Source organism: Sphingomonas sp. URJC2 (assembly GCF_059803575.1).
This window is the reverse complement of the sequence record NZ_JAPFGX010000020.1, coordinates 34,249-54,806: the sequence shown is the minus strand read 5'-3', so window position 1 is coordinate 54,806 and position 20,558 is coordinate 34,249. Positions and strand designations below refer to the sequence as shown.

22 protein-coding genes are annotated in these 20,558 nt (G+C 69.7%); 20 read left to right on the top strand and 2 right to left on the bottom strand.

Going from position 1 to position 20,558, the window contains the following annotated elements; genetic code table 11:
• The 9 genes from OPU66_RS09225 to OPU66_RS09185 form a co-directional block, all read left to right on the top strand.
• Positions 1 to 2,110 (top strand): intermembrane phospholipid transport protein YdbH family protein (locus OPU66_RS09225; RefSeq protein ID WP_498553329.1); only part of this gene is annotated, 2,110 nt, incomplete at its 5' end.
• 47 nt (positions 2,111 to 2,157) lie between these two features.
• Positions 2,158 to 2,337: a YnbE family lipoprotein gene (locus tag OPU66_RS09220; RefSeq protein ID WP_498553328.1), complete on the top strand. Its 180-nt coding sequence runs from the start codon at positions 2,158 to 2,160 to the stop codon at positions 2,335 to 2,337.
• Positions 2,334 to 2,702 (top strand): YdbL family probable chaperone protein, encoded by a 369-nt coding sequence (locus tag OPU66_RS09215; protein WP_498553327.1) that lies wholly within the window; start codon positions 2,334 to 2,336, stop codon positions 2,700 to 2,702. Before OPU66_RS09220 ends, OPU66_RS09215 begins: the two co-directional genes overlap by 4 nt.
• Positions 2,703 to 2,904: 202 nt before the next feature.
• Positions 2,905 to 3,225 carry an AtpZ/AtpI family protein gene (locus OPU66_RS09210; protein WP_498553326.1) on the top strand — a complete coding sequence of 107 codons (321 nt, stop codon included), beginning with the start codon at positions 2,905 to 2,907 and terminating at the stop codon, positions 3,223 to 3,225.
• A gap of 20 nt (positions 3,226 to 3,245) precedes the next feature.
• On the top strand, positions 3,246 to 4,049 hold the full coding sequence (locus tag OPU66_RS09205; protein WP_498553325.1) for a F0F1 ATP synthase subunit A: 804 nt from the start codon (positions 3,246 to 3,248) through the stop codon (positions 4,047 to 4,049).
• Positions 4,050 to 4,092: 43 nt separating this feature from the next.
• Positions 4,093 to 4,320: a F0F1 ATP synthase subunit C gene (locus tag OPU66_RS09200; RefSeq protein ID WP_498553324.1), complete on the top strand. Its 228-nt coding sequence runs from the start codon at positions 4,093 to 4,095 to the stop codon at positions 4,318 to 4,320.
• 58 nt (positions 4,321 to 4,378) lie between these two features.
• On the top strand, positions 4,379 to 4,870 hold the full coding sequence (locus OPU66_RS09195; protein ID WP_498553323.1) for a F0F1 ATP synthase subunit B family protein: 492 nt from the start codon (positions 4,379 to 4,381) through the stop codon (positions 4,868 to 4,870).
• Positions 4,863 to 5,420 (top strand): F0F1 ATP synthase subunit B family protein, encoded by a 558-nt coding sequence (locus OPU66_RS09190; protein WP_498553322.1) that lies wholly within the window; start codon positions 4,863 to 4,865, stop codon positions 5,418 to 5,420. The genes OPU66_RS09195 and OPU66_RS09190 overlap by 8 nt, the downstream gene beginning before the upstream one ends.
• Positions 5,421 to 5,466: 46 nt before the next feature.
• Positions 5,467 to 5,781 (top strand): hypothetical protein, encoded by a 315-nt coding sequence (locus tag OPU66_RS09185; protein ID WP_498553321.1) that lies wholly within the window; start codon positions 5,467 to 5,469, stop codon positions 5,779 to 5,781.
• 263 nt (positions 5,782 to 6,044) lie between these two features.
• On the opposite strand, the gene OPU66_RS09180 is transcribed toward OPU66_RS09185, so the two are convergent.
• Entirely contained in the window at positions 6,045 to 6,764 is a 720-nt protein-coding gene (locus tag OPU66_RS09180) for an SDR family oxidoreductase (protein WP_498553320.1), read from the bottom strand.
• Between the two features lie 83 nt (positions 6,765 to 6,847).
• Between OPU66_RS09180 and uvrC the strand changes: the two genes are divergently transcribed.
• From uvrC to OPU66_RS09145, 7 genes are all read left to right on the top strand, one after another.
• Positions 6,848 to 8,767: an excinuclease ABC subunit UvrC gene (uvrC, locus tag OPU66_RS09175; RefSeq protein WP_498553319.1), complete on the top strand. Its 1,920-nt coding sequence runs from the start codon at positions 6,848 to 6,850 to the stop codon at positions 8,765 to 8,767.
• Between the two features lie 42 nt (positions 8,768 to 8,809).
• Complete coding sequence (gene recO / locus OPU66_RS09170) at positions 8,810 to 9,415, top strand: DNA repair protein RecO (protein WP_498553318.1); 606 nt, start codon at positions 8,810 to 8,812, stop codon at positions 9,413 to 9,415.
• A gap of 110 nt (positions 9,416 to 9,525) precedes the next feature.
• On the top strand, positions 9,526 to 10,575 hold the full coding sequence (gene leuB / locus OPU66_RS09165; RefSeq protein WP_498553333.1) for a 3-isopropylmalate dehydrogenase: 1,050 nt from the start codon (positions 9,526 to 9,528) through the stop codon (positions 10,573 to 10,575).
• A gap of 121 nt (positions 10,576 to 10,696) precedes the next feature.
• Positions 10,697 to 11,902, top strand: coding sequence for an O-succinylhomoserine sulfhydrylase (gene metZ / locus OPU66_RS09160; protein WP_498553317.1), 1,206 nt, complete (start codon positions 10,697 to 10,699; stop codon positions 11,900 to 11,902).
• Positions 11,899 to 12,297, top strand: a complete 399-nt coding sequence (gene apaG, locus OPU66_RS09155; RefSeq protein WP_498553316.1) for a Co2+/Mg2+ efflux facilitator ApaG/CorD — start codon at positions 11,899 to 11,901, stop codon at positions 12,295 to 12,297. The genes metZ and apaG overlap by 4 nt, the downstream gene beginning before the upstream one ends.
• Complete coding sequence (locus OPU66_RS09150; RefSeq protein WP_498553315.1) at positions 12,294 to 13,082, top strand: LysR family transcriptional regulator; 789 nt, start codon at positions 12,294 to 12,296, stop codon at positions 13,080 to 13,082. Before apaG ends, OPU66_RS09150 begins: the two co-directional genes overlap by 4 nt.
• 304 nt (positions 13,083 to 13,386) lie before the next feature.
• Positions 13,387 to 14,031 carry a PEPxxWA-CTERM sorting domain-containing protein gene (locus OPU66_RS09145; RefSeq protein WP_498553314.1) on the top strand — a complete coding sequence of 215 codons (645 nt, stop codon included), beginning with the start codon at positions 13,387 to 13,389 and terminating at the stop codon, positions 14,029 to 14,031.
• Positions 14,032 to 14,235: 204 nt separating this feature from the next.
• On the opposite strand, the gene OPU66_RS09140 is transcribed toward OPU66_RS09145, so the two are convergent.
• The gene (locus OPU66_RS09140) at positions 14,236 to 14,856 is read right to left on the bottom strand and encodes a prolyl hydroxylase family protein (RefSeq protein ID WP_498553332.1); all 621 of its coding nucleotides are present in this window, start codon (positions 14,854 to 14,856) and stop codon (positions 14,236 to 14,238) included.
• 214 nt (positions 14,857 to 15,070) lie between these two features.
• Here OPU66_RS09140 and OPU66_RS09135 point away from each other — a divergent pair, with 214 nt between their 5' ends.
• Genes OPU66_RS09135 through gspF form a run of 4 tightly spaced genes read left to right on the top strand, consistent with a single transcriptional unit; the run spans position 15,071 to position 20,544 of the window.
• On the top strand, positions 15,071 to 15,634 hold the full coding sequence (locus OPU66_RS09135; RefSeq protein ID WP_498553313.1) for a type II secretion system protein N: 564 nt from the start codon (positions 15,071 to 15,073) through the stop codon (positions 15,632 to 15,634).
• On the top strand, positions 15,634 to 17,808 hold the full coding sequence (gene gspD / locus OPU66_RS09130; protein ID WP_498553312.1) for a type II secretion system secretin GspD: 2,175 nt from the start codon (positions 15,634 to 15,636) through the stop codon (positions 17,806 to 17,808). Before OPU66_RS09135 ends, gspD begins: the two co-directional genes overlap by 1 nt.
• On the top strand, positions 17,805 to 19,331 hold the full coding sequence (locus OPU66_RS09125; RefSeq protein WP_498553311.1) for a GspE/PulE family protein: 1,527 nt from the start codon (positions 17,805 to 17,807) through the stop codon (positions 19,329 to 19,331). The genes gspD and OPU66_RS09125 overlap by 4 nt, the downstream gene beginning before the upstream one ends.
• Positions 19,324 to 20,544 carry a type II secretion system inner membrane protein GspF gene (gene gspF / locus OPU66_RS09120; RefSeq protein WP_498553310.1) on the top strand — a complete coding sequence of 407 codons (1,221 nt, stop codon included), beginning with the start codon at positions 19,324 to 19,326 and terminating at the stop codon, positions 20,542 to 20,544. The genes OPU66_RS09125 and gspF overlap by 8 nt, the downstream gene beginning before the upstream one ends.
• Positions 20,545 to 20,558: the final 14 nt, after the last annotated feature.

Genomic DNA, 20,558 nt, shown 5'->3' with positions numbered 1-20,558 from the left:
CGGTCTGGCGGCGGCAGGCGCGGTGCCGCGCCTTCAGGCCCCCGGCACGCCGGTTGAGACGCTTATGGCCGGTGTCGACCGGCTGGTGCAGCAGGCGGCGCGCGGCACCGATGCGGCGGCGACGCTGGTGGCGGCAGGATCGGGCGGGCGCGGCGCGCTCACCATCGACACCGCCGAGGCACGGGCCGGGTCCGCGCGGCTGACCCTGGCCGGGGGCGAGGGGGTGCGGCTGGTGTGGCCGGGGCTCAAGGTGCAGACCGATGGCGCGATCGACCTGACCGCGCCCGGCCTGCCGCCGGTCAGCGTCCGGCTGGTGCAGCGCGCGCCGGGTACGGCGGTGTCGGGCTGGATCCGGATCGCACCCTATGCGACGCGCGATGCCAGCGTCGCCATCGCGCCGGTGCGGCTTGCCGGCGGCCGGTTCAGCACCCGCGTGACGATGACCGGGCCGATCCCCGGCGGGCGGATCGACGGGCTGGCATTCGATCTGGGCGGGCGGATCGCCGCCGCGCCGATGCTCAATCCCGGCTGCACGGAGATCGGCTTTGCGCGTGCGGCAATCGGCGATGTCAGGCTCGACCCCGCCCGCGCGCGGCTGTGCGCCACCGGGCGGTCGCTGCTCGACGGCGCGGCGGTGCGCGATCTGGCGCTGACCGGCCGTTCGGGCGATGCGCCGCTGCGGCTGGCCGCCACGCGGCTGACGGTCGATCGCGCCGGATTCGCCGCCGACGGCCTTTCGGCGCGGCTCGGCAGCGGCGATGCGGCGAGCCTGATCGATGTCGAGCGGCTGGCGGGCCGGTTCGCGGCCGCCGGTCCCGGCGGGCGGTTTGCCGGCCTGTCCGGGCGGATCGGCACGGTGCCGCTGGCGCTGTCCGGCGGGGCGGGGAGCTGGCGGCTGGCCGGGGGGACGCTGACCGTCAATGCCGGCGCGCGCGTTGCCGACCGGGCCGCCGCCGCCCGGTTCGAGCCGCTGGCCGTGCCCGATCTGGCGCTCACGCTGGCGGACGGCGTGGTCAGCGCCGGCGGGACGCTGCGTCATCCCGGCACCGGCACGGCGGTCGCCACGGTCGCCATCGACCATGATCTGGCGCGCGGGCGGGGGGCGGCGGATCTGCGTGTCGCCGGGCTGCGTTTCGGGCGCGATCTCCAGCCCGAGGCGCTGACCCCGCTCACCCTTGGCGTCGTCGCCTCGGTCGACGGCGTGATCGACGGCACGGCGCGCATCGGCTGGTCGGGCGGCACCGTCACGAGCAGCGGGGTGTTCGATTATGATGCCGCGTCGCTTGCCGCCGCGTTCGGCCCGGTCACCGGCCTCAAAGGTCGCATCCGCTTCACCGATCTGCTGGGTCTGGTCAGCGCGCCCGATCAGCGCGCGACCATCGCCAGCGTCAATCCGGGCGTGCTCGTTGAAAATGGCGATGTCGTCTACAGCCTGTTGCCCGGCCGGCAGGTCGCGCTCGGCAGCGCGACATGGCCGCTGGCCGGCGGGCGCATTTCGATCCGGCCGACCGTATGGAATTTCGCGGCCGAGCAGGCGCGCGAGATGAACGTCGATTTCGACGGCATCGATGCCGCGCAGTTCATCGGCCGTCTGGAGGTGCGCAACCTCGATGCGACCGGCATTTTCGACGGCGTGGTGCCGATGGTGTTCGACCGCGATGGCGGGCGCATCGTCGGCGGGATGCTGCGCGCGCGGCCGCCGGGCGGGCGCATCGCCTATGTCGGCGATGTGTCCAAGGCCGATCTCGGCATCTGGGGCGACATCGCCTTCGATGCGCTGCAATCGATCAGCTATCGCGATCTGACCATCGCGCTCGACGGCGCGGTGGACGGCGAGATGATCAGCCAGATCCGCTTCGAAGGCGTCAGCCGCGGCACCATCGCGCCGGTCGCGACCGGGCTGATCGCGCGGCTGGGCGGCCAGCTTGCGGCGCAGGTGCAGCGGCTGCCGTTCCGCTTCAACATCCGCATCAGCGCGCCGTTTCGCGGCCTGATGTCGAGCGCGCGCAGCTTTTACGACCCCGGCCTGCTGCTCCGCGATCAGCTGCCGGCAGGCGTGTCGCCGGTCGACGCGCCCGTTCAGGCCAGGGTCAGGCCCGAGCGGCGATGATGCAGGGAATGTTGACCGTGGGGCGAGGGGATGCGACGCAAGCGCTGATGCGTGTTCCCGTCCTTTTTCTCGTGCTGATCGGAACGGCCGGATGTGTGCAGGTCAATGCACCCGACCGGCCGATCGAGATCAACCTCAACGTCAACATCAAGCAGGAGGTGCTCGTCCGGCTGCAGCGCGATGCGCAGGAGCTGATCGAGCAGAATTCGGAGCTGTTTCCGCAATGACAAGGCTTGCCCTGATCCCGTTCGCGCTGCTGATCGCAGCCCCGGCCGCCGCCCAGACGGCAGGGGTGACGGCGGCGCTCGACTCCGGCGCGGTCGGGGAGCGGGCCGATGGTTATCTGGGCGTGCGCAGCGCGGTCGATGCCAGCGTCCGCCAGCAGATCGACCAGATCAACATCAAGCGGCGCGCCCTCTATACGCAAAAGGCCGCCGAACGCGGCGTGTCGGTTGAGGAGATTGCGGCGGCGACCGGGTGCCAGACGCTCAAGCGGGTCGCGCCCGGCCATGCCTATTCGCTCGACGGCACCAACTGGCGCGTGCGCGCGGCCGGTGAGCCGCCGCCGCGCGGCCTGAACTGTCCTGAGTGAACTGGCCCGACTGAACTGGCCGGACTGAACCGCGCCCGGCGATGACGACCGCGCCCGGCGGGCGCGGCCCGTCACATGCCAGACATGTTGACACCCCTCGACTCCCTTCCTAAACGGGCCGCGCCTTGGCGGGGTCGCTCGCCGTCGCGCATTTTGGCTCGCCAGATATGGTCGCAAGGCCGTGGCACGGGGAGACTTTGGCATGGCGGAGAACGAACCCGGCCTGGAGCCTTTGCCCGAGGACCGGCGGCTGGATGCGCTTGATGCGCGCCTGCGCCGCGCCCGCGGGGAAGAGGTGGACAGGACCGGCACGGCCGAGCGCGGTGAGGGGGACGGCTATCGTCTCGGCAACCGCGTGCTCGCCGAGCTGGTCGGGGGTATGGTCGGGGGTTCGCTGATCGGGTGGGTGCTTGATCGCCTATTCGGCACGACACCCTGGCTCCTGCTCGGCTTGCTGTTCCTCGGGACGGTGAGTGCGTTCAGGAACATCATCCGGATTTCGAAGAAGCGCTCGGGGCAGTGACCTTCGGGCGCTTTGGTTAAATGGGAATGGCTGTGGCGACCGAAAAGGCAGGCACGATCGATCCGATGCACCAGTTTGAGGTGCAGACGATTGCCGACATGTTCACGCTGGGCGGCCAGAAAATCGCCTTCACCAACAGCGCGGCGTTCATGGTCGCCGCGCTGATCGGGCTGTGGGCGTTCATGCTGCTGGGCATGAAGCGCGAGCTGGTGCCGGGGCGCGGGCAGATGATGGTCGAGGCGTTTGTCGGGTTCATCGACAAGCTGCTGGCGCAGAATATCGGCAAGGCCGGGCGCAAATATGTGCCCTATGTCTTCACCTTGTTCATGTTCATCCTGTTCGCCAATCTGCTCGGCCTGTTGCCGCTTGGCCTGTTCGGGCTGCACCCCTTCACCTTCACCAGCCATTTCACGGTGACGGGCGTTCTCGCGATCATGTCCTTCTCGATCGTGCTGATCGTCGGCTTTGCCCGTCACGGCCTGCATTTCTTCAGCCTGTTCGCGCCCAAGGGCACGCCCGCGCCGGTGCTGCTGGTCATCGCGCCGATCGAGTTCGTGTCGTTCATGGTGCGCCCGTTCAGCCTCGCGCTGCGATTGTTCGTGGCGATGACCGCTGGTCATATCCTGCTGAAGCTCCTGGCCTATTTCATCATTCAGGGCGCAGGCGCAGGTGTCGGCATCGGTTTGGTGGTGGGCATCCCCAGCTTTGCGCTGATGCTTGCTGTCTCGGCGCTCGAGGTGCTGGTCGCGGCCATTCAGGCCTATGTTTTCGCGCTGCTGACCTCGCTCTACATCAACGATGCCGAGCATCTTCACGCGCACTGATTTTCGCCCGTTTTCGTCAAACGCATTTCCCAAGGAGTGAACAATGGAAGCTGATTCGATCAAGCTGCTCGGTGCCGGTATCGCGGCGATCGGTGCGGGGCTCGCCGCGCTGGGCGTGGGCAATGTCTTCGCCGCCTTCCTGCAGGGCGCGCTGCGCAACCCGTCGGCGGCGTCCAGCCAGCAGAGCAACATGTTCATCGGCATGGCCGCCGCCGAACTGCTCGGCCTGCTCGCCTTCGTCGTCGCGGCGCTGCTGATGTTCGGCGTCTGAACCAGGCACGATCGGGGGCCGGCCACCCGCCGGCCCCGCGCAATGCAGGACAGCCAGAATGCCCCAGATCGATCAAGTCGCCGCAACCTATGCATCGCAGCTATTCTGGCTGCTGATCACGTTCGGCCTTGCCTTTTTCATCGTTGGCCGGGGAATGGTTCCCAAGATCCAGTCAACCATGGACGCCCGTGACGCGCAGGTCGCGGCGGATCTGGCGGCAGCCGAGGCGGCACGTGGTGCCGCCGACACGGCCGAGCAGGATTGGCGGGCGCGCGAAAACGCCGCCCGCGAATCCGCCCGCGCCAAGCTGACCGCTGCCCAGGCCGAAGCGGCGATCCGCGCCGAAAAGCTGCTGGCCGAAGCCGATGCCGCCCAGGCAACGCGGATTGCCGATGCCGAAGCGCGTATCGCTGCTGCCGCTGCCCAGGCAGCGGCTGAAATCGAGGCCGTGGCCGCCGATGCGGCGCGCGCCATCGTCGCCCGGGTGTCGGGTGCCGAGATCTCGGACGTCGAGGCGCAGGGCGCCGTCAAGGCGGTGTTGAATGGTTGAGCTGTATCTCCTTTCCGCTGACGCCGCCGCGCATGGCGAGGCGGCGGTCCATGCCGATCCGACCGCGCTTGCGCTCGATCCGACCGGCTGGGTGTCGCTGGCGATGGCGGTGTTCATCGCCATCCTGATCTGGCAGGGCGTGCCGCGCCTCATCGGGCGTCTGCTCGATGGCCAGATCGCCGCCATTCGCGGCCGGCTGGACGAGGCACGGACCCTCCGCGCCGAAGCCGAGGCGCTGCGCGACGAATATGCGCGCAAGCTTGCCGCCATCGAGGCCGATGCCCGCCAGATGGTCGCCCATGCCGAGGCCGAAGCAGAGGCGCTGCGTGCCCGTGCCGAGGCTGATGCGGCGGCTCTGGTCGAGCGCCGTGCGCGCATGGCCGAAGACAAGATCGCGGCGGCCGAGCGCGCGGCGATCGACGAACTGCGCGCCCGCACCGTCGATGCGGCGACCGAGGCGGCAACGCGGCTGATCGCGTCGCGCCACGATGCCAAGGCCGACAAGGCGCTGGTCGATTCGACGATTGCGGGCCTCGGCTCGGTTCACTGATCGTCGCGGCCGGCCTGACCGGCGGCGAGTGAGGGAGAGGATGTCCATGAATAAGTTCGTTGCCGCTGCGCTGATCGGCCTTGTCGCTGCCCCGGTGGCGGCCCAGAATCATGCCGGCCATGATGCTGCCGCTGCTACGACGGCGGCACCCCGGTTCACGCTCGACACCCCGATCGAACTGATCGTTGCCGATCCGGCGGGCAAGGCGGCGCTCGATACCGCGCTGCCCGGCATTTCGAGCCATCCGGCGTTTGACATGTTCAAATCGATGAGCCTCAATCAGGTGAAGCCCTTCTCCGAAGGGCAGCTGACCGACGAGACGCTGGCCAAGGCCGCAGCTGCGCTCGCCGCCGTCAAGTAAAGCGGGCGGGAACGCGCCGGACCCTTCAGCCCGGCGCGAAAATGCGTCGTCTTCTGGTTTGACGCATTTTCCGAGCCGCCGGACCGTCCGGCCCGGCGTGAAAATGCTTTTGCGATCCGACCGGCCCGGCCCTGCGCCGGTCGTGAACGGAACGGCGTCCTCCGGGTTTCGGAGGGCGCCGTTCTTGTTTGTGGCGGGTTTGCGACGGTTGATCCCGCCCATGTTCGGGGTCGCCAGGCGGTTTGCTCCGGCGCGAAAGTGCCTCAATAGCCGATCATGATCCGCCGCGCCGCTGCCGGAGCGATGTTGGCGACGATGCGCAGCAGCCGTGCCGCGCCCACCGGCACTTCCAGCCGGTCGGCGCGGATCGCGGCGACGATGTCGCGCGCACAGGCATCGGCCGGCATCTTGCGGTGGCGGTTGGCCGCCGTCATCCGCGTGTCGACGACCGGCGGCAACACCTCGATCACCCGCACCCGGCTGTGGCGCAACTGGTGGCGCAGCGTCTGGGTAAAGCTGCGCAGCCCGGCCTTGGTCGCGCAATAGACGGGCGCGCCGGCGCGCGGCGCATAGGCAAGCCCCGATGTCACATTGACGATGGCGGCATCGGGCCGGTCGCGCAGCGCGGGCAGCAACCCGGCGATCAGATGGATGGGCGCGTTGAGGTTGAGGAAGATCGCGCGGTCGGCCATGTCGCGGTCCATCACCCCGTCGACGTCGAAGTCGCTGTTCATGCCGGCATTGTTGATGAGGATGTCGACGGGCCGGCCGGCAAGCGCGTCGATCAGCGCATCGCATCCGGCGCGGTGCGACAGGTCGGCGGCTATCGCCTCCATCCCCGCCGCCCGCGCGGCCGCCAGCCGGTCGGCATCGCGGCCGACAACGATCACCGCCGCACCCTGATCGTGCAGCTGTGCCGCCAGATGGCGGCCAATGCCGTCGGTGCCGCCCGTCACCACCACCGCCCGTCCGCGCACGTCCATCGCTGTCTCCCGCACCGCCCTTTGGGGCATCCGTCCCGGCGGCCGGTTGCCGCCCGCGGCGATCATGCCTAACTGGGGCGGCGATGTCGCGTCCCAACACCCCCGACCGGTTTAACGAGGAAAGCGCCGCCTATTCGGTGCGCGGGGCCGATGCGCCCGATCTGGATCAGGGCATTGCCGCGATCCGCAACGTGCTGCGCACGCTCCCCGCCCGCCCCGGCGTCTACCGGATGCAGGATGCGCGCGGCGACGTGCTCTATGTCGGCAAGGCGCGGGCGCTCCGCAACCGGGTGACCAATTATACCCAGGTCGCGCGGCTGCCCCGGCGGTTGCAGCGCATGGTCGCGCAGACCCGGGCGATGACGATCGTCACCACGAACAGCGAGGCCGAGGCGCTGCTGCTCGAGGCGCAGCTGATCAAGCGCTATCGCCCGCCCTACAATGTCCTGCTGCGCGACGACAAAAGCTTCCCCTATATCCTGCTGGGCGCGGACCATGACTATCCGCGCATCCAGAAGCATCGCGGCGCGCAGCGGGCAAAGGGCAATTATTACGGCCCGTTCGCCAGCGCCGGATCGGTGACGCGCACGCTCAATGCGCTGCAAAAGCTGTTCCTGCTGCGCTCGTGCAGCGACAGCTTCTTCGCCAACCGGTCGCGGCCTTGCCTGCTCTATCAGATCAAGCGCTGTTCGGCCCCCTGTGTCGGCCGGATCGCGCCCGATGCCTATGCTGAGCTGGTCGCCGACGCCAAGGCGTTTCTCGGCGGCAAATCGACGCAGGTGCAGGCCAAGCTGGGCGCGGCGATGCAGGACGCGGCCGAGCGGATGGATTTCGAGCTGGCCGCCATCTACCGCGACCGGCTGCGCGCGCTCACCTTCATTCAGGGCAGCCAGGCGATCAATGCCGATGGGCTGGGCGATGCCGACATCTTCGCGCTGGCGAGCAAGGGCGGCACCGTCGGCATCCAGGGGTTTTTCATTCGCGGCGGGCAGAATTGGGGCCATCGCAGCTTCTTTCCGACCCATGTCGAGGATCTGGCCGACGAGGCGGTGCTGACCAGCTTCCTGATGCAATTTTACGAGGAGGTGCCGCCGCCGCGCACCATCCTGCTCGACCGGCCGCTCGCCGAGGCCGAATTGGTGGCCGAGGCGCTGGCCCCGGCGGCGGGCGGCAAGGTCGCGATCCTCGCTCCGCAGCGCGGCGACCGGCGGCGGCTGATCGATCAGGCGCGCCGCAATGCCGAGGAAGCGCTCGACCGGCGGCTGGCCGAAAGCACCACCCAGGCGCGGCTGCTGCGCGAACTGGCCGAATTGTTCGAGCTGGACGGTCCGCCGCAGCGCATTGAGGTGTATGACAACAGCCACATCATGGGCACCAATGCGCTGGGCGCGATGATCGTCGCCGGGCCGGACGGGTTCCTCAAGAACTGCTATCGCAAGTTCAACATCCGCCGCCCCGAAACCGCGCCGGGCGACGATTTCGCGATGATGCGCGAGGTGTTCGAGCGCCGCTTCGCCCGCGTGCAGACCGACGATCCCGACCGCGAGGGCGGCGACTGGCCCGATCTGGTGCTGATCGATGGCGGGCGCGGCCAGCTCAATGCCGCGCTGCGCACGCTTGCCGATATGGGGATCGAGGATGTGCCGCTGGTCGGCGTGTCCAAGGGGCCGGACCGCAATGCCGGGCGCGAGACCTTTCACCTGCCCGGCGGGCGCGAACTGACGCTGCCGCCCAATGCGCCGGTGCTGTTCTATCTGCAAAGGCTGCGCGACGAGGCACATCGGTTCGCCATCGGCGCGCACCGGCAGAAACGCGCCAAGGCGATTGGCGCGTCACCGCTGGACGAGGTGCCGGGCATCGGCCCGGCGCGCAAGCGGGCGCTGCTGATGCATTTCGGCACCGCGCGGGCGGTGCGCGCGGCCAGCCTTGAGGATCTGCAAAAGGCCCCCGGCGTGTCGCGCAGCGTCGCACAGCTTGTCCATGACCATTTCCATCAGCGCTGAGCGCCGGGTTGCGCCGCCGCCCCGCGCGGAGGCCGGCCGGCGATGATCATCGAGGCCGAGGCGCTGATCGTGGCGGTGCGCGCGCATGGCGAACATGGCGCGGTGATCCGTGCGCTCACCCCGGCACATGGGCTTCAGCCCGGCTATGTCCGGGGTGGCCGGTCACGCGCGCTGCGGCCGGTGCTGTCGCCGGGCAATGTCGTCGCGCTCAGCCTGCGCGCGCGCACCGAGACGCAGCTTGCCGCCGCCACCGCCGAACTGGTGCACAGCCGCGCGCCGCTGCTGGCCGAGCCGCTGCCGGCGGCGGCGATCGACTGGCTGTGCGCGCTCACTGCCGCGACCCTGCCCGAAGGCCATCCCTATCCGGCCGTGCATGATGCGCTGGCGGCCATGCTCGACGCCGTCGAACATGCGCCGAGCGCGCGCGGCTGGGCCCCGGCGATCTGGCGGTTCGAGGCGCTGCTGCTCGCCGAGCTTGGTTATGGGCTGGCGGGTGGCGGGCTGGCGAATGGGGGGCTGGCGCCCGATGACCGGGATCCGGCCGGCGATGCCATTGCCCGTCACCTGCTGCCCGGCCGGCGCGGCGTGATCCTGGCGGCGCGCGATCGGCTGCGCACCCGGCTGGCGCGCGCGGGTGCCGGGGGCTGAGATAGCCATGACCAACCCCGTCGGCCTCGTCGGCCCTTTCCGCGGGGGTTGACCAACCGGGCGGTTGCGGCTTTGCACCGGCAGGCTGCGGGTTTGCGGGGGAGGTGCTGGTGCTGGTCGCGATATTGGCGGGGGACGGGATCGGGCCGGAAGTTGTCGCTCAGGCGGTGCGGGTGCTCGACGCGCTCAATCTCGGGCTGGAGTTTGCCGAGGCTCCGGTCGGCGGCCAGGCCTATCGCGTTGCCGGCCATCCGCTGCCGCCCGCGACGCTGGCGCTTGCCGCGCGCGCCGATGCGATCCTGTTCGGGGCGGTTGGTGATCCGGCCTGTGACGGGCTGGAACGGCATTTGCGGCCCGAACAGGCGATCCTCGGCCTGCGCCGCGAACTCGGGCTGTTCGCCAATCTGCGCCCGGCGCGGCTGTTTCCGGGGCTGGCCGATGCCTCTGCGCTGCGCCCCGAAGTCGCCGGGGCGATCGACCTGATGATCGTCCGCGAACTGACCGGCGATGTCTATTTTGGCACCCCGCGCGGCCGCCGCACCACCGATGCCGGGCTGCGCGAGGGCTTTGACACCATGCGCTATGACGAGGCGGAGGTCGCCCGCATCGCCCGGCTGGGGTTCGAGACCGCGCGCGGGCGGCGGGGGCGGCTGTGTTCGGTCGACAAGGCCAATGTGCTCGAAACCTCGCAGCTGTGGCGCGACGTGGTGACCGAAATCGCCGCCGATTATCCCGATGTCGCGCTGACCCATATGTATGTCGACAATGCCGCGATGCAGCTGGTGCGCGCGCCGGGGCAGTTCGACACCATCGTCACCGGCAATCTGTTCGGCGACATCCTGTCCGATCAGGCATCGATGTGCGTCGGCTCGATCGGGCTGCTGCCCTCGGCCTCGCTCGATGCGGCAGGCAAGGGGCTGTATGAGCCGATCCACGGCTCCGCCCCCGACATTGCCGGGCAGGACCGCGCCAATCCGCTGGCGACGATCCTGTCGGCGGCGATGATGCTGCGCCATTCGCTGGGGCGGGCCGATGCGGCGGCGCGGATCGAGGCGGCGGTCGCGGCCGTGCTCGCATCGGGCGCGCGCACCGGCGATCTGGGCGGCACGCTGGGCACGGCGGCGATGGGCGACCGGGTGATCGCCGCGCTCGCCGCCTGAACCGGCACCTCCGGCACCTCGGGCCTCGGCCCCGGCTTGGCCGGCTGAAAGAAAAACTGGCAGGCGGCGCGGGCCTTGCCCGAGTTGACCTGGGGCGGGCAAAACCGGCAAAGCGCCTGCCATGAAGCGACTGACCGGCCAGGATCCTGCCATCACCTCCAAATGGCGCCCCGCGACCCAGGCGGTGCGCGGCGGCACCGCGCGCTCCGAATGGGGCGAGACGTCGGAGGCGATCTTCCTCACCTCGGGCTATGCCTATGACTGTGCGGGCGACGCGGCGGCGCGCTTTGCCGGCGAACAGAAGGGCATGACCTATAGCCGGCTGCAGAACCCGACGGTCGAGATGCTCGAACAGCGCATCGCGATGCTCGACGGGGCGGAGGCCGCGCGCGCGATGGCGAGCGGCATGGCGGCGATGACATCGGCCCTGCTGTGCCAGCTGTCGGCCGGGGACCATCTGGTCGCGGCGCGGACGATGTTCGGATCGTGCCGCTGGCTGACCGATTCGCTGCTGCCGCGCTTCGGGATCGAGGTGACGATCGTCGATGCGGTCGACACCGCCGCCTGGGAAGCGGCGATCCGCCCCAACACCCGGCTGTTCTTCTTCGAGACCCCGGCCAATCCGACGCTGGAGATCGCCGATCTGGCCGGCATCTGCGCGATTGCGCGCGCGCACGGCATTCGCACGCTCGTCGACAATGCCTTTGCCACTTCGGCGTTGCAGCGGCCGCTCGATTTCGGGGCCGATATTGTCGCCTATTCGGCGACCAAGCTGATGGACGGGCAGGGGCGCGTGCTCGCCGGGGCGGTGTGCGGCAGCCGCGCGTTCATCGACGATGTGCTGCTGCCCTTTGTCCGCAACACCGGGCCGACCCTGTCGGCGTTCAACGCCTGGGTGGTGCTCAAAGGGCTGGAAACGCTCGACCTGCGCGTCCGCCGGCAGAGCGACAATGCCCTTGCCGTGGCACGCTTCCTCGAGGATCGCGGGCTGCGCGTGCTCTATCCGGGGCTGGACAGCCATCCGCAGCGCGCGCTCGCCGCGCGGCAGATGGCGGCCGGGGGCACGATCATGGCGCTGTTCGTCGCCGACCGGGCGCAGGCGCACGGCCTGCTCGACGCGCTCGAACTGATCGACATTTCCAACAATATCGGCGATTCCCGGTCGCTGATGACTCACCCGGCCACCACCACCCACAGCAGCCTGGCGGCCGAAGTGCGCGCCGAAATGGGCATCACCGACGGGATGCTGCGCCTGAATGTCGGGCTGGAGGATGTGGCCGACCTGATCGAAGATCTTGACCGGGCGCTCGGCGCGGTCGGGCTGTGAAGGCGCTTTTCCCCCATGCCCAGACCACAAGGGGCGTGACCGTCAGGGTCTCCGTCGCCTTCATGCCCGACCAGTCGGACCCCGATCATGGCCGCTGGTTCTGGGCCTATCACATCCGGCTGGAGAATGAGGGGCGGATGGCCGTCCAGCTGATCAGCCGCCACTGGATCATCACCGACGGCCATGGCGCGCGCCATGAGGTGCAGGGCGAGGGGGTGGTGGGCGAACAGCCGCTGCTGCCGCCGGGGGCGTCGTTCGACTATGTCTCGGGCTGCCCGCTGTCGACCCCCACCGGGCAGATGCGCGGCAGTTACCGGATGGTGGCCGAGGACGGCTCGACCTTCGACGTCGCGATCCCGCGCTTTCCGCTCGTCGCGCCGGCGGTGCAGGCATGAAGCGCACGCATCTGCCGCTGAACGGCCTGCGCGTGCTCGATGCCGCCGCGCGGCACCTGTCCTTCACTCGCGCCGCCGACGAACTGGCGGTCACCCCGGCGGCGGTCGGCCAGCAGGTGCGTGCGCTTGAAGAAACTCTGGGCGTCGTGCTGTTCCGCCGCACCGCCAAGGGGCTGGAACTGACGCCCGAGGCAGAGGCCGGGCTGGCCGCGCTGCGCCAGGGTTTTCTGTGCTTTGAAGATGCGGTGCGGGCGATCCAGGCCGGTCAGTCGTCCAAGGTGCTGACCATCGCCGCGCCGCGCGACCTGACCGCGCGCTGGCTGGCGCCGCGCCTCGCCCGGCTGGCGGCCGGCGATACCGAGCTGCGCTTTCACATCGTGTCGGGCGACGAGGCGGTGGATTTCACCGAGGCCAATCTCGATCTCGCCATCCGCCTGATGGTCGACCGGGGCGCGCATGAAGGCGTGCTGATCGGCACCGCCCGCTTCGTCCGCATCGCCGCGCCGGGCACCGGGCCGGATGCGCCCTGGATCGGCTGGCCGGGCCATGCCCCCGACGGGGCACCGCTGCGCGTCGCCGATGCCGGGCTGGCGATCGATGCGGCGATGCAGGGGCTGGGCCGCGCGCTCGTCCCCGAAATGCTGGTCGAGGCCGATCTTGCCGCCGGGCGCGTCGTGGCGCTCGGCGAGCCGGTCGACCATGGCATGGGCTATTGGGCGCATGCGCCGATGCCGCAATGGCGGCAGAAAAAGGTCCGCGCGCTGGTCGAGGCGCTGACCGGCTGAGCGCGCGGGCGGGGCGGCAGCGCCGCGCTGCTGTCTCCGGCCGCTGGCTGGCATCATCCCCCAACAAGGCGACCCGTCACCGCCGCGTTGCAGGCACGGCCCGCCCGGCGGCACATGTGCCACGGCGGGACGTGCATAAATGAACATTTGCCTTGGACAGGATGGTTAATTTTCCGTAAAACGATACCCGAAGCCGAAGCGGGCTCAGGTGGCGACGGGCGATTCGTGTCCGGAGCGCATGGGTTCGACACATCGGCGTTGTTTGGGTGGGTTGCTGTTCCTTACGAACCAAGGGGTGTTGTTTATGAAGAAGTTTGTTCTCGGTCTCGCGATGGCCGGTGCCGCCATCGCCGCCGCGCCGGCTCAGTCGGCTGTCGTCCTGTCGAGCACGCCGGGTGCCGCCGTCTATGCGGGCAGCGGTTTTGACGACCCGATCATGTTCGATTTCGAAACCTCCACGCCGCGCTGGAACCGGTCGATCTTCACGACGACCGTCGAAACCCGCGCCCGTCCGCTCGGCAGCACCGGCGGCTTCGTCTCGGTCGGCCCGGCCGATGGCACGCCCGGCGTGTTCGATCTGACCGGTCTCGGCCCGATCAACGCCGTCAGCCTGCTCTGGGGCTCGATCGACGTCTACAACACGCTCGAAGTGCTGGGTGCCGATGGCGTCGTTCTCGCCACCATCGAAGGCAGCAACGTCTGGGATCCGGCCAACGGCAACCAGACCGAAGCCGACACCAACCGCATCGTGCGTCTCGACTTCACCAACGGCTTCCAGTCGCAGGTGACCGCGCTGCGCTTCAGCGCCTATGGCAACGCCTTTGAAGTCGACAACATCGCCATCGCGGCGGTGCCTGAGCCGGCGACCTGGGCGATGATGATCGGTGGCTTCGGCATGATCGGTGCCGCTGCCCGTCGCGTCCGCAAGGTTCGCGCGGTCTACGCCTGAGCCATATCGGCCCGAAACGGGCCGGTCGCAAAGCAAGGAAGGGGACGGCCATTTGGTCGTCCCTTTTCTTTTTTATGGCTTTTTTCGTGAAATGGCGGTGCCGGCGCGGCGTTGTCGCGGCATCCGGACCGGCCGATCCCTCACCCTTGCCGGCAGCGAACCGGCACCGGCACGATGACCCGGTTTTTTGTCAGGCCCGGCGCTTCAGGCCCAGCCCCAGGGCCGCTCCCGGAACCATTTGGTGATGATGTATTTGGCGCCCGCCCGCACCTTCATCCCGTGATGCAGGGTCGACGGGTTGGGGCTGCCGTCGGGGCGGCGGTTGTTCCACGCCAGCAGCTTGCCGGTTTCGGGCTGGATGGTCTTGTCGATCGCCTTGAACCGCGTCGCGCCGCCCGCTTCGGGTTCGTTCAGATAGATCATCACCGTCCAGGTCCGCTGACCGGCGACCTGGGTATGGGTGTGATAATCGGCGCCCTGCGGCTCGAAATAATCGGTATGGGCCTTGAACTCCTGCCCCACCGCATAACGCTGGCCCTGCATCGGTTCGCCATATTTGAGGTCGAGGCGTGAAAAGGCGAAGATCCGCTGGTCGATGTCGACGATCAACGGATCGTTGACGTCGAAATAACAGGTCTCGCTGGTCCGGAACGCGGCATCGCCATTGTAATCGGTGACGGTCGAGGGCTGGCGGTTGCGGTCGATGCGTTCCATCACCTGCGCGCATTCCTCCGGCGTCAGGAAATCGCGCCGGATGAACAGGCTGAGCTTGGGCGTCGGCACCCGCTGCACGCCGGGTTCAGCCATCATGCTGTCGATGACCATCTGGTCATAGGGATTGTCGGTCACATCATCCTCCCGGCCGGCCATCCTCCCGGCCAGCTATCCACGGCGGGCGAACCGTCGCGCGGGCGGGCGGCCAGCGTCAAGGCCCGTGCCGCCGGTTGCTGGCCGGGGCCGGCTGCCATATGACTGTCATAAATCGTTCCGCGAACTGTCACCAAGGGGGCCTAGCGCGGCCGCACGCTGGGGAGAATGGATGCGCCTGCCGATTGATCCGCGCCGCTGGCGCACGCTGTGGCGCGACGCCCGGTTCGATCCGCTGCTGCTGGCCGAGCTTCTGGTCGTCGCGCTGATCGCGGTGCAGGCGGCGCGGCTGGCCTGGGCGGTCGTGACCCCGACCGGGCCGGTCGGGGCATGGACGGCCGCCCCCGGCCCCGATGCCGCCGCCGGGCGCGCCGCGCTGGCCGCCGGCACCGATCCGTTCTTCCGCGCCGGATCGGGCGATGCGTCCGCCACCGTCACCGCCTTGCCGTTCAGCCTGTTCGGCACCCGTGTCGACGAGGCGACGGGGCGGGGATCGGCGATCCTTGCCGCCAGCGACAATGTGCAGCGCAGCGTGGCGGTGGGCGAGGAGATCGAGCCGGGCGTGACGCTCAAATCGGTGGCGTTCGATCATGTCGTGATCAGCCGCGCCGGGCGCGACGAATCGCTGTTCCTCGTCCAGTCGGACAGCGCCCCGCCAGCCCCGGTCATGGGTGCGCCGGTGCCGCCGGTCGTGCCCGCGCCGGCCAGCGCGCCGGCAACGGAGGGCCAACGCTGATGCGCCGTCTGTCCGCAATGCTGGCGCTTGGCACCGCCGCCGCGCTGGTGCTCGCCGCCCCGGCGGCGGCGCAATATGCGCTCAACGTCCGCGATGCCGATATCCGCGCTTTTATCCAGGATGCGGCAAAGGTCACGGGGCGCAGCTTCATCGTCGACCAGCGGGTGCAGGGCAAGGTGTCGGTCGTCACCGACCGCAGCCTGTCGCGCAGCGAATATCTGGAAGTGTTCCTGTCGACGCTCAGGGCCAATGGGCTGGTCGCGGTGCCGGCGGGCGGGGGCGCGTTCCGCGTCCAGCCGCTCGACGGCGCGGCCAGCCAGCCAAGCCGGGTCGGCCGGGCCGGGGCGGCCAATGCGCTGGTGACCGAAATCGTCCGCCTGCGCTCCATCGACGCGCCCTCGGCAGCGGAAACGGTGCGCCCGCTCGTCAGCCGCGAAGGCTCGGTGACCGCCAATCGCGCCGGCAATTCGCTCGTCATCGTCGATTTCGGCGACAATGTCCGCCGCGTGCGCGAGGTGCTGGCGCGGATCGACCGCGACAGCGCGGCAACGCGGGTCATCACCCTCAAAAATGCCGGCGCGCGCGAGATTGCCGGCTCGCTCGCCCAGCTGATCGGGCCGGGCGGGGCCGGGGCAGCGGGCCAGGCCGGCGGACCGGCGGCGGGCGCAAGCGTGGTCGCGGTCGACAGTTCCAACGCGGTCGTGCTGCGCGGCGATCCGGCGACGGTCGCACGCCTCGCACAGGTCGCGACCGAGCTTGACCAGCGCGCGGCCAATGGCACCGAAGTGCGCGTCCACTGGCTCGAACATGCCGATGCCCAGCTGCTGCTGCCGGTGCTCCAGCAGCTGACCGGGCAGAGCGTGACCCAGCCGGCGATGACCGCCGGGCTCAGCCAGTCGCGCGGACTGGGCGGCGCAGGGAGTGCGGGCGGCGGGCTTAGCGCGCCGCAGGCTGCGCCCCAGCCGGCGGCGCTGCCGGCCCAGCCGGTGCCGCCGGGGGAGAGCATCATCGGCCGGCAGAGCGCGATCGTCACCCGGTTCGAAGGCGCGAATGCGATCATCATCGCCGCCGCGCCCGACACGCAGCGCATTCTGGGCGAGGTGGTGCGCCAGCTCGACACGCGCCGCGATCAGGTGCTGGTCGAGGCGATCATCGTCGAGATTTCGGACCAGCTGGCCAAGCGGCTGGGCGTGCAGTTCCTGCTCGGCGGCGAGCCGGGCAGCGACGTGCCGCTGCTGGCGACCAATTATTCGAACGCCCAGCCCAATATCCTGACCATCGCCGGCGCGGTCGCCGCGCGCGAGCTGGACCGGACGACGACCACCGTCAACGGGCAGGTGGTGACGACGACCACCAACAGCCCGGTGTCCGACCAGCTGGCACAGGCCGCGGCCAATGCCGTGCTGGGCGCGACCGGCGGGCTGGGCGGATTTGCCACCAATGTCGGGCGCAACGGCATTTTCGGCGTGATCCTGAACGCCGTCCGCTCCGACACCGCGTCCAACCTGCTGTCGACGCCGTCGATCATGACGCTCGACAATCAGGAAGCGCGCATCCTGGTCGGCCAGGAAATCCCGATCACCACCGGACAGGCGCTGTCGAACAATTTCGACAATGCGTTCCGCACGATCCAGCGCCAGAATGTCGGCATCCAGCTGCAGGTCCGCCCGCAGATCAACGAAGGCGGCGCGATCAAGCTGATCCTGCGTCAGGAGGTCAGCTCGATCGCCGGGCCGGTGTCGAACAGCAATCAGGAACTGATCCTCAACAAGCGCGAGATCGAGACGACGGTGACCGTCGATGACGGCCAGATCATCGCGCTGGGCGGGCTGCTGGACGACAATGAACGGCGCACGATCGAGAAGATCCCGCTGCTCGGCGACATCCCGGGGCTGGGCGAGCTGTTCCGGTCGCGCTCGCGTTCGCGCGCCAAGACCAATCTGATGGTGTTCATCCGCCCGACCATCCTGCGCACGCCGGAGGATGCGCGCGCGGTGGCGATGCGCCGCTATGGCTATATCCGCGCCCAGCAGGTCGACCAGCAGCCCGATGCCGAGCCGACCATCGACGAGCTGGTGCGCGATTATATGGGCGCAGCCGCTATGCTGCCGCCGCCGGCACCGGCACCGGCGCCTTCCGGCACGGCTGCCGGGCCGCCGGAGCCAGGCCGGTGACGATCGGCCGCGCCGGCGATGCGGTGGCGGCCGCCGCCCCGGCAGCGCTGCCGATCACCATCCCCTATGGCTTTGCCCGGCGTCACGGCGTCATCCTGATGGCGGGCGCGGGGGACCGGCTGTCGGTCGCGCTGCGCGAAGGGGCGGACCCGGCGATGCTGCTTGAGGTCAGGCGGCATCTGGCGCAGGGCTTTGATGTCGCCTTGGTCGCGGCGGATGCGTTCGACCGGCTGCTGTCGGATCATTATGCGCTGGGCGGCGAGGCGGCGGCGATGGCGGCAGGGTCGCTTGGGCTGGGCGACGATCTGGCGCTGATCGCGGGCGATCTGCCGACCGCCGACGATCTGCTCGACACCGCCGACGATGCCCCCGCCATCCGCCTGATCAACGGCGTGATCGCCGATGCGGTGCGGCAGGGCGTGTCGGACATTCATGTCGAGCCTTATGAAACCGGGCTGGTGGTGCGGATGCGCATCGACGGCGTGCTGCGCGAGACGCTCCGCATGCCCGCCCATGTCGCGCCGGTGCTGGTCAGCCGCATCAAGGTGATGGCGCGGCTCGACATCGCCGAACGGCGCGTGCCGCAGGACGGGCGCATCTCGCTGACCCTGGGCGGCAAGCTGCTCGACGTGCGCGTGTCGACCCTGCCCAGCCGCGCGGGCGAGCGGGTGGTGCTGCGCATCCTCGACAAGGCCAATGCCGGGATGGATCTGGCGCTGCTCGGCCTTGCGCCCGGAGCGGAGGCGGTGCTGCGCGATGCGCTGGCCGAGCCGAATGGCATCATCCTCGTCACCGGCCCGACCGGATCGGGCAAGACGACGACCCTCTATGCGAGCCTGAGGCTGCTCAATGACGGCACGCGCAACATCCTGACCGTCGAGGATCCGGTCGAATATGCGGTCGAGGGCGTCGGCCAGACCCAGGTCAATGCCAAGGTCGGGCTGACCTTTGCCGCCGGGCTGCGCGCGATCCTGCGTCAGGATCCCGATGTGGTGATGGTCGGCGAAATCCGCGACCGCGAGACTGCCGACATCGCCGTTCAGGCGTCGCTGACCGGGCATCTGGTGCTGTCGACCGTCCATACCAACGATGCCATCGGCGCGATCACGCGGATGCGCGACATGAAGGTGGAGCCGTTCCTGCTCGCCTCGACGCTGCGCGCGGTGATCGCGCAGCGGCTGGTGCGGCGGCTGTGCCCCGATTGCCGCCGCCCGGTCGCGGCCAGCGGCTCGGTTGCGGCCCTGCTCGGCTTCGATCCGGGTGAGACCGTTTATGAACCCGTTGGCTGCGACGCCTGCGGGCAGACCGGCTTTCGCGGCCGCATCGGTGTGTTCGAGGCGGTGCGCGTCGATGAGACGATCCGGCGGCTGATCAATGATGGCGGCGACGAGGCGATCATCGCCCGCCACGCCTTCCTCAACGCTCCCAATCTGGGCGCGGCGGCGCGGGCGCTGGTGCGCGCGGGCGAAACCACGGCGGAAGAGGCGGTGCGCATTTCGCGCCGCGAGCCGGTCGATGCCTGATTATGACTATCTGGCGGTCGACGCGCGCGGCGGGGAACGGCGCGGGCGCATCGCCGCGGCCTCGGCCGAGGCGGCGCGCCAGCGGCTCGACCAGCGCCGGCTGTTCGTCGTGCGGCTGGAACCCGGCACCGCCGATCCGGCAGGGACCGGGCGCGCACGGCCATTTGCGCGCCGCCGCCGCCTGTCGGCCAAGGAGCTGACGCTGTTCACCCGCCAGCTGGCGACGCTGACCCAGGTCAGCCCGCTTGAGGAATCGCTGCGGACGATGGCGGTCCAGTTCGAACAGCCGCATGTCCGCCAGATTGTCGGTCAGGTGCATCAGGGCGTGGTCGAGGGCCGCCGCCTGTCGGATGCGATGGCGCGCGCGCCGGCAAGCTTCCCGCCGCTCTACCGCGCGATGGTGAGCGCGGGTGAAGGCTCGGGCGCGCTGCCGGTGATCCTTGAGCGGCTGTCGGTGCTGCTCGAACGTCAGGCGCAGATGCGGTCGAAGATCGTCACCGCGACCGCCTATCCGGCGGTGCTGGCGCTGGTCGCGCTGTTCGTCGTCGCCGCGCTGATGGCGTTCGTCGTGCCCAAGGTGGTCGAGCAATTCGATACCGTCGGCCAGCGGCTGCCGCTGCTCACCCGCATGGTCATCGGCCTGTCGGACTTTCTGGTCGGCTGGTGGTGGGCGCTGCTCGCCGGGCTGGTGGCAGCGGCGCTGGTGGCGGCGCGCGCGCTGGCGGAGCCGGGGATCAGGCTGGCGTTCGACCGCGCGCTGCTCGGCGTGCCGCTGATCGGGCGGCTGATCCGCGATCTGCACGCCGCGCGCATGGCACGGACGCTGGCGACCATGGTCGCCTCGCGCCTGCCGCTGCTCGACGGGCTGGCGCTCACCGCCGGCACCGTCCACAACCGCGCGCTGCGCGCCGCGACCGGCGAGATTGTCGAGGCGATCCGCGGCGGAGGCAGCCTGTCGGCGGCGCTGCGCCGTGCCGGGGTGTTTCCGCCGCTGCTCGTCTATCTGGTCGCGGGCGGCGAGGCGTCGGGGCGGCTCGACCAGATGCTCGAACGCGCCGCCGATTATCTGGAGCGCGAGTTTGACGGCTTTACCGCGACCGCGCTGGCGCTGCTCGAACCGGCGATCATCGTCGTGATGGGCGCGCTCGTCGCCGCGATCGTGCTGGCGATCCTGCTGCCGATCTTGCAGCTTGAGACGCTGGCTGGACTGTAACTGGGCCGGATGAA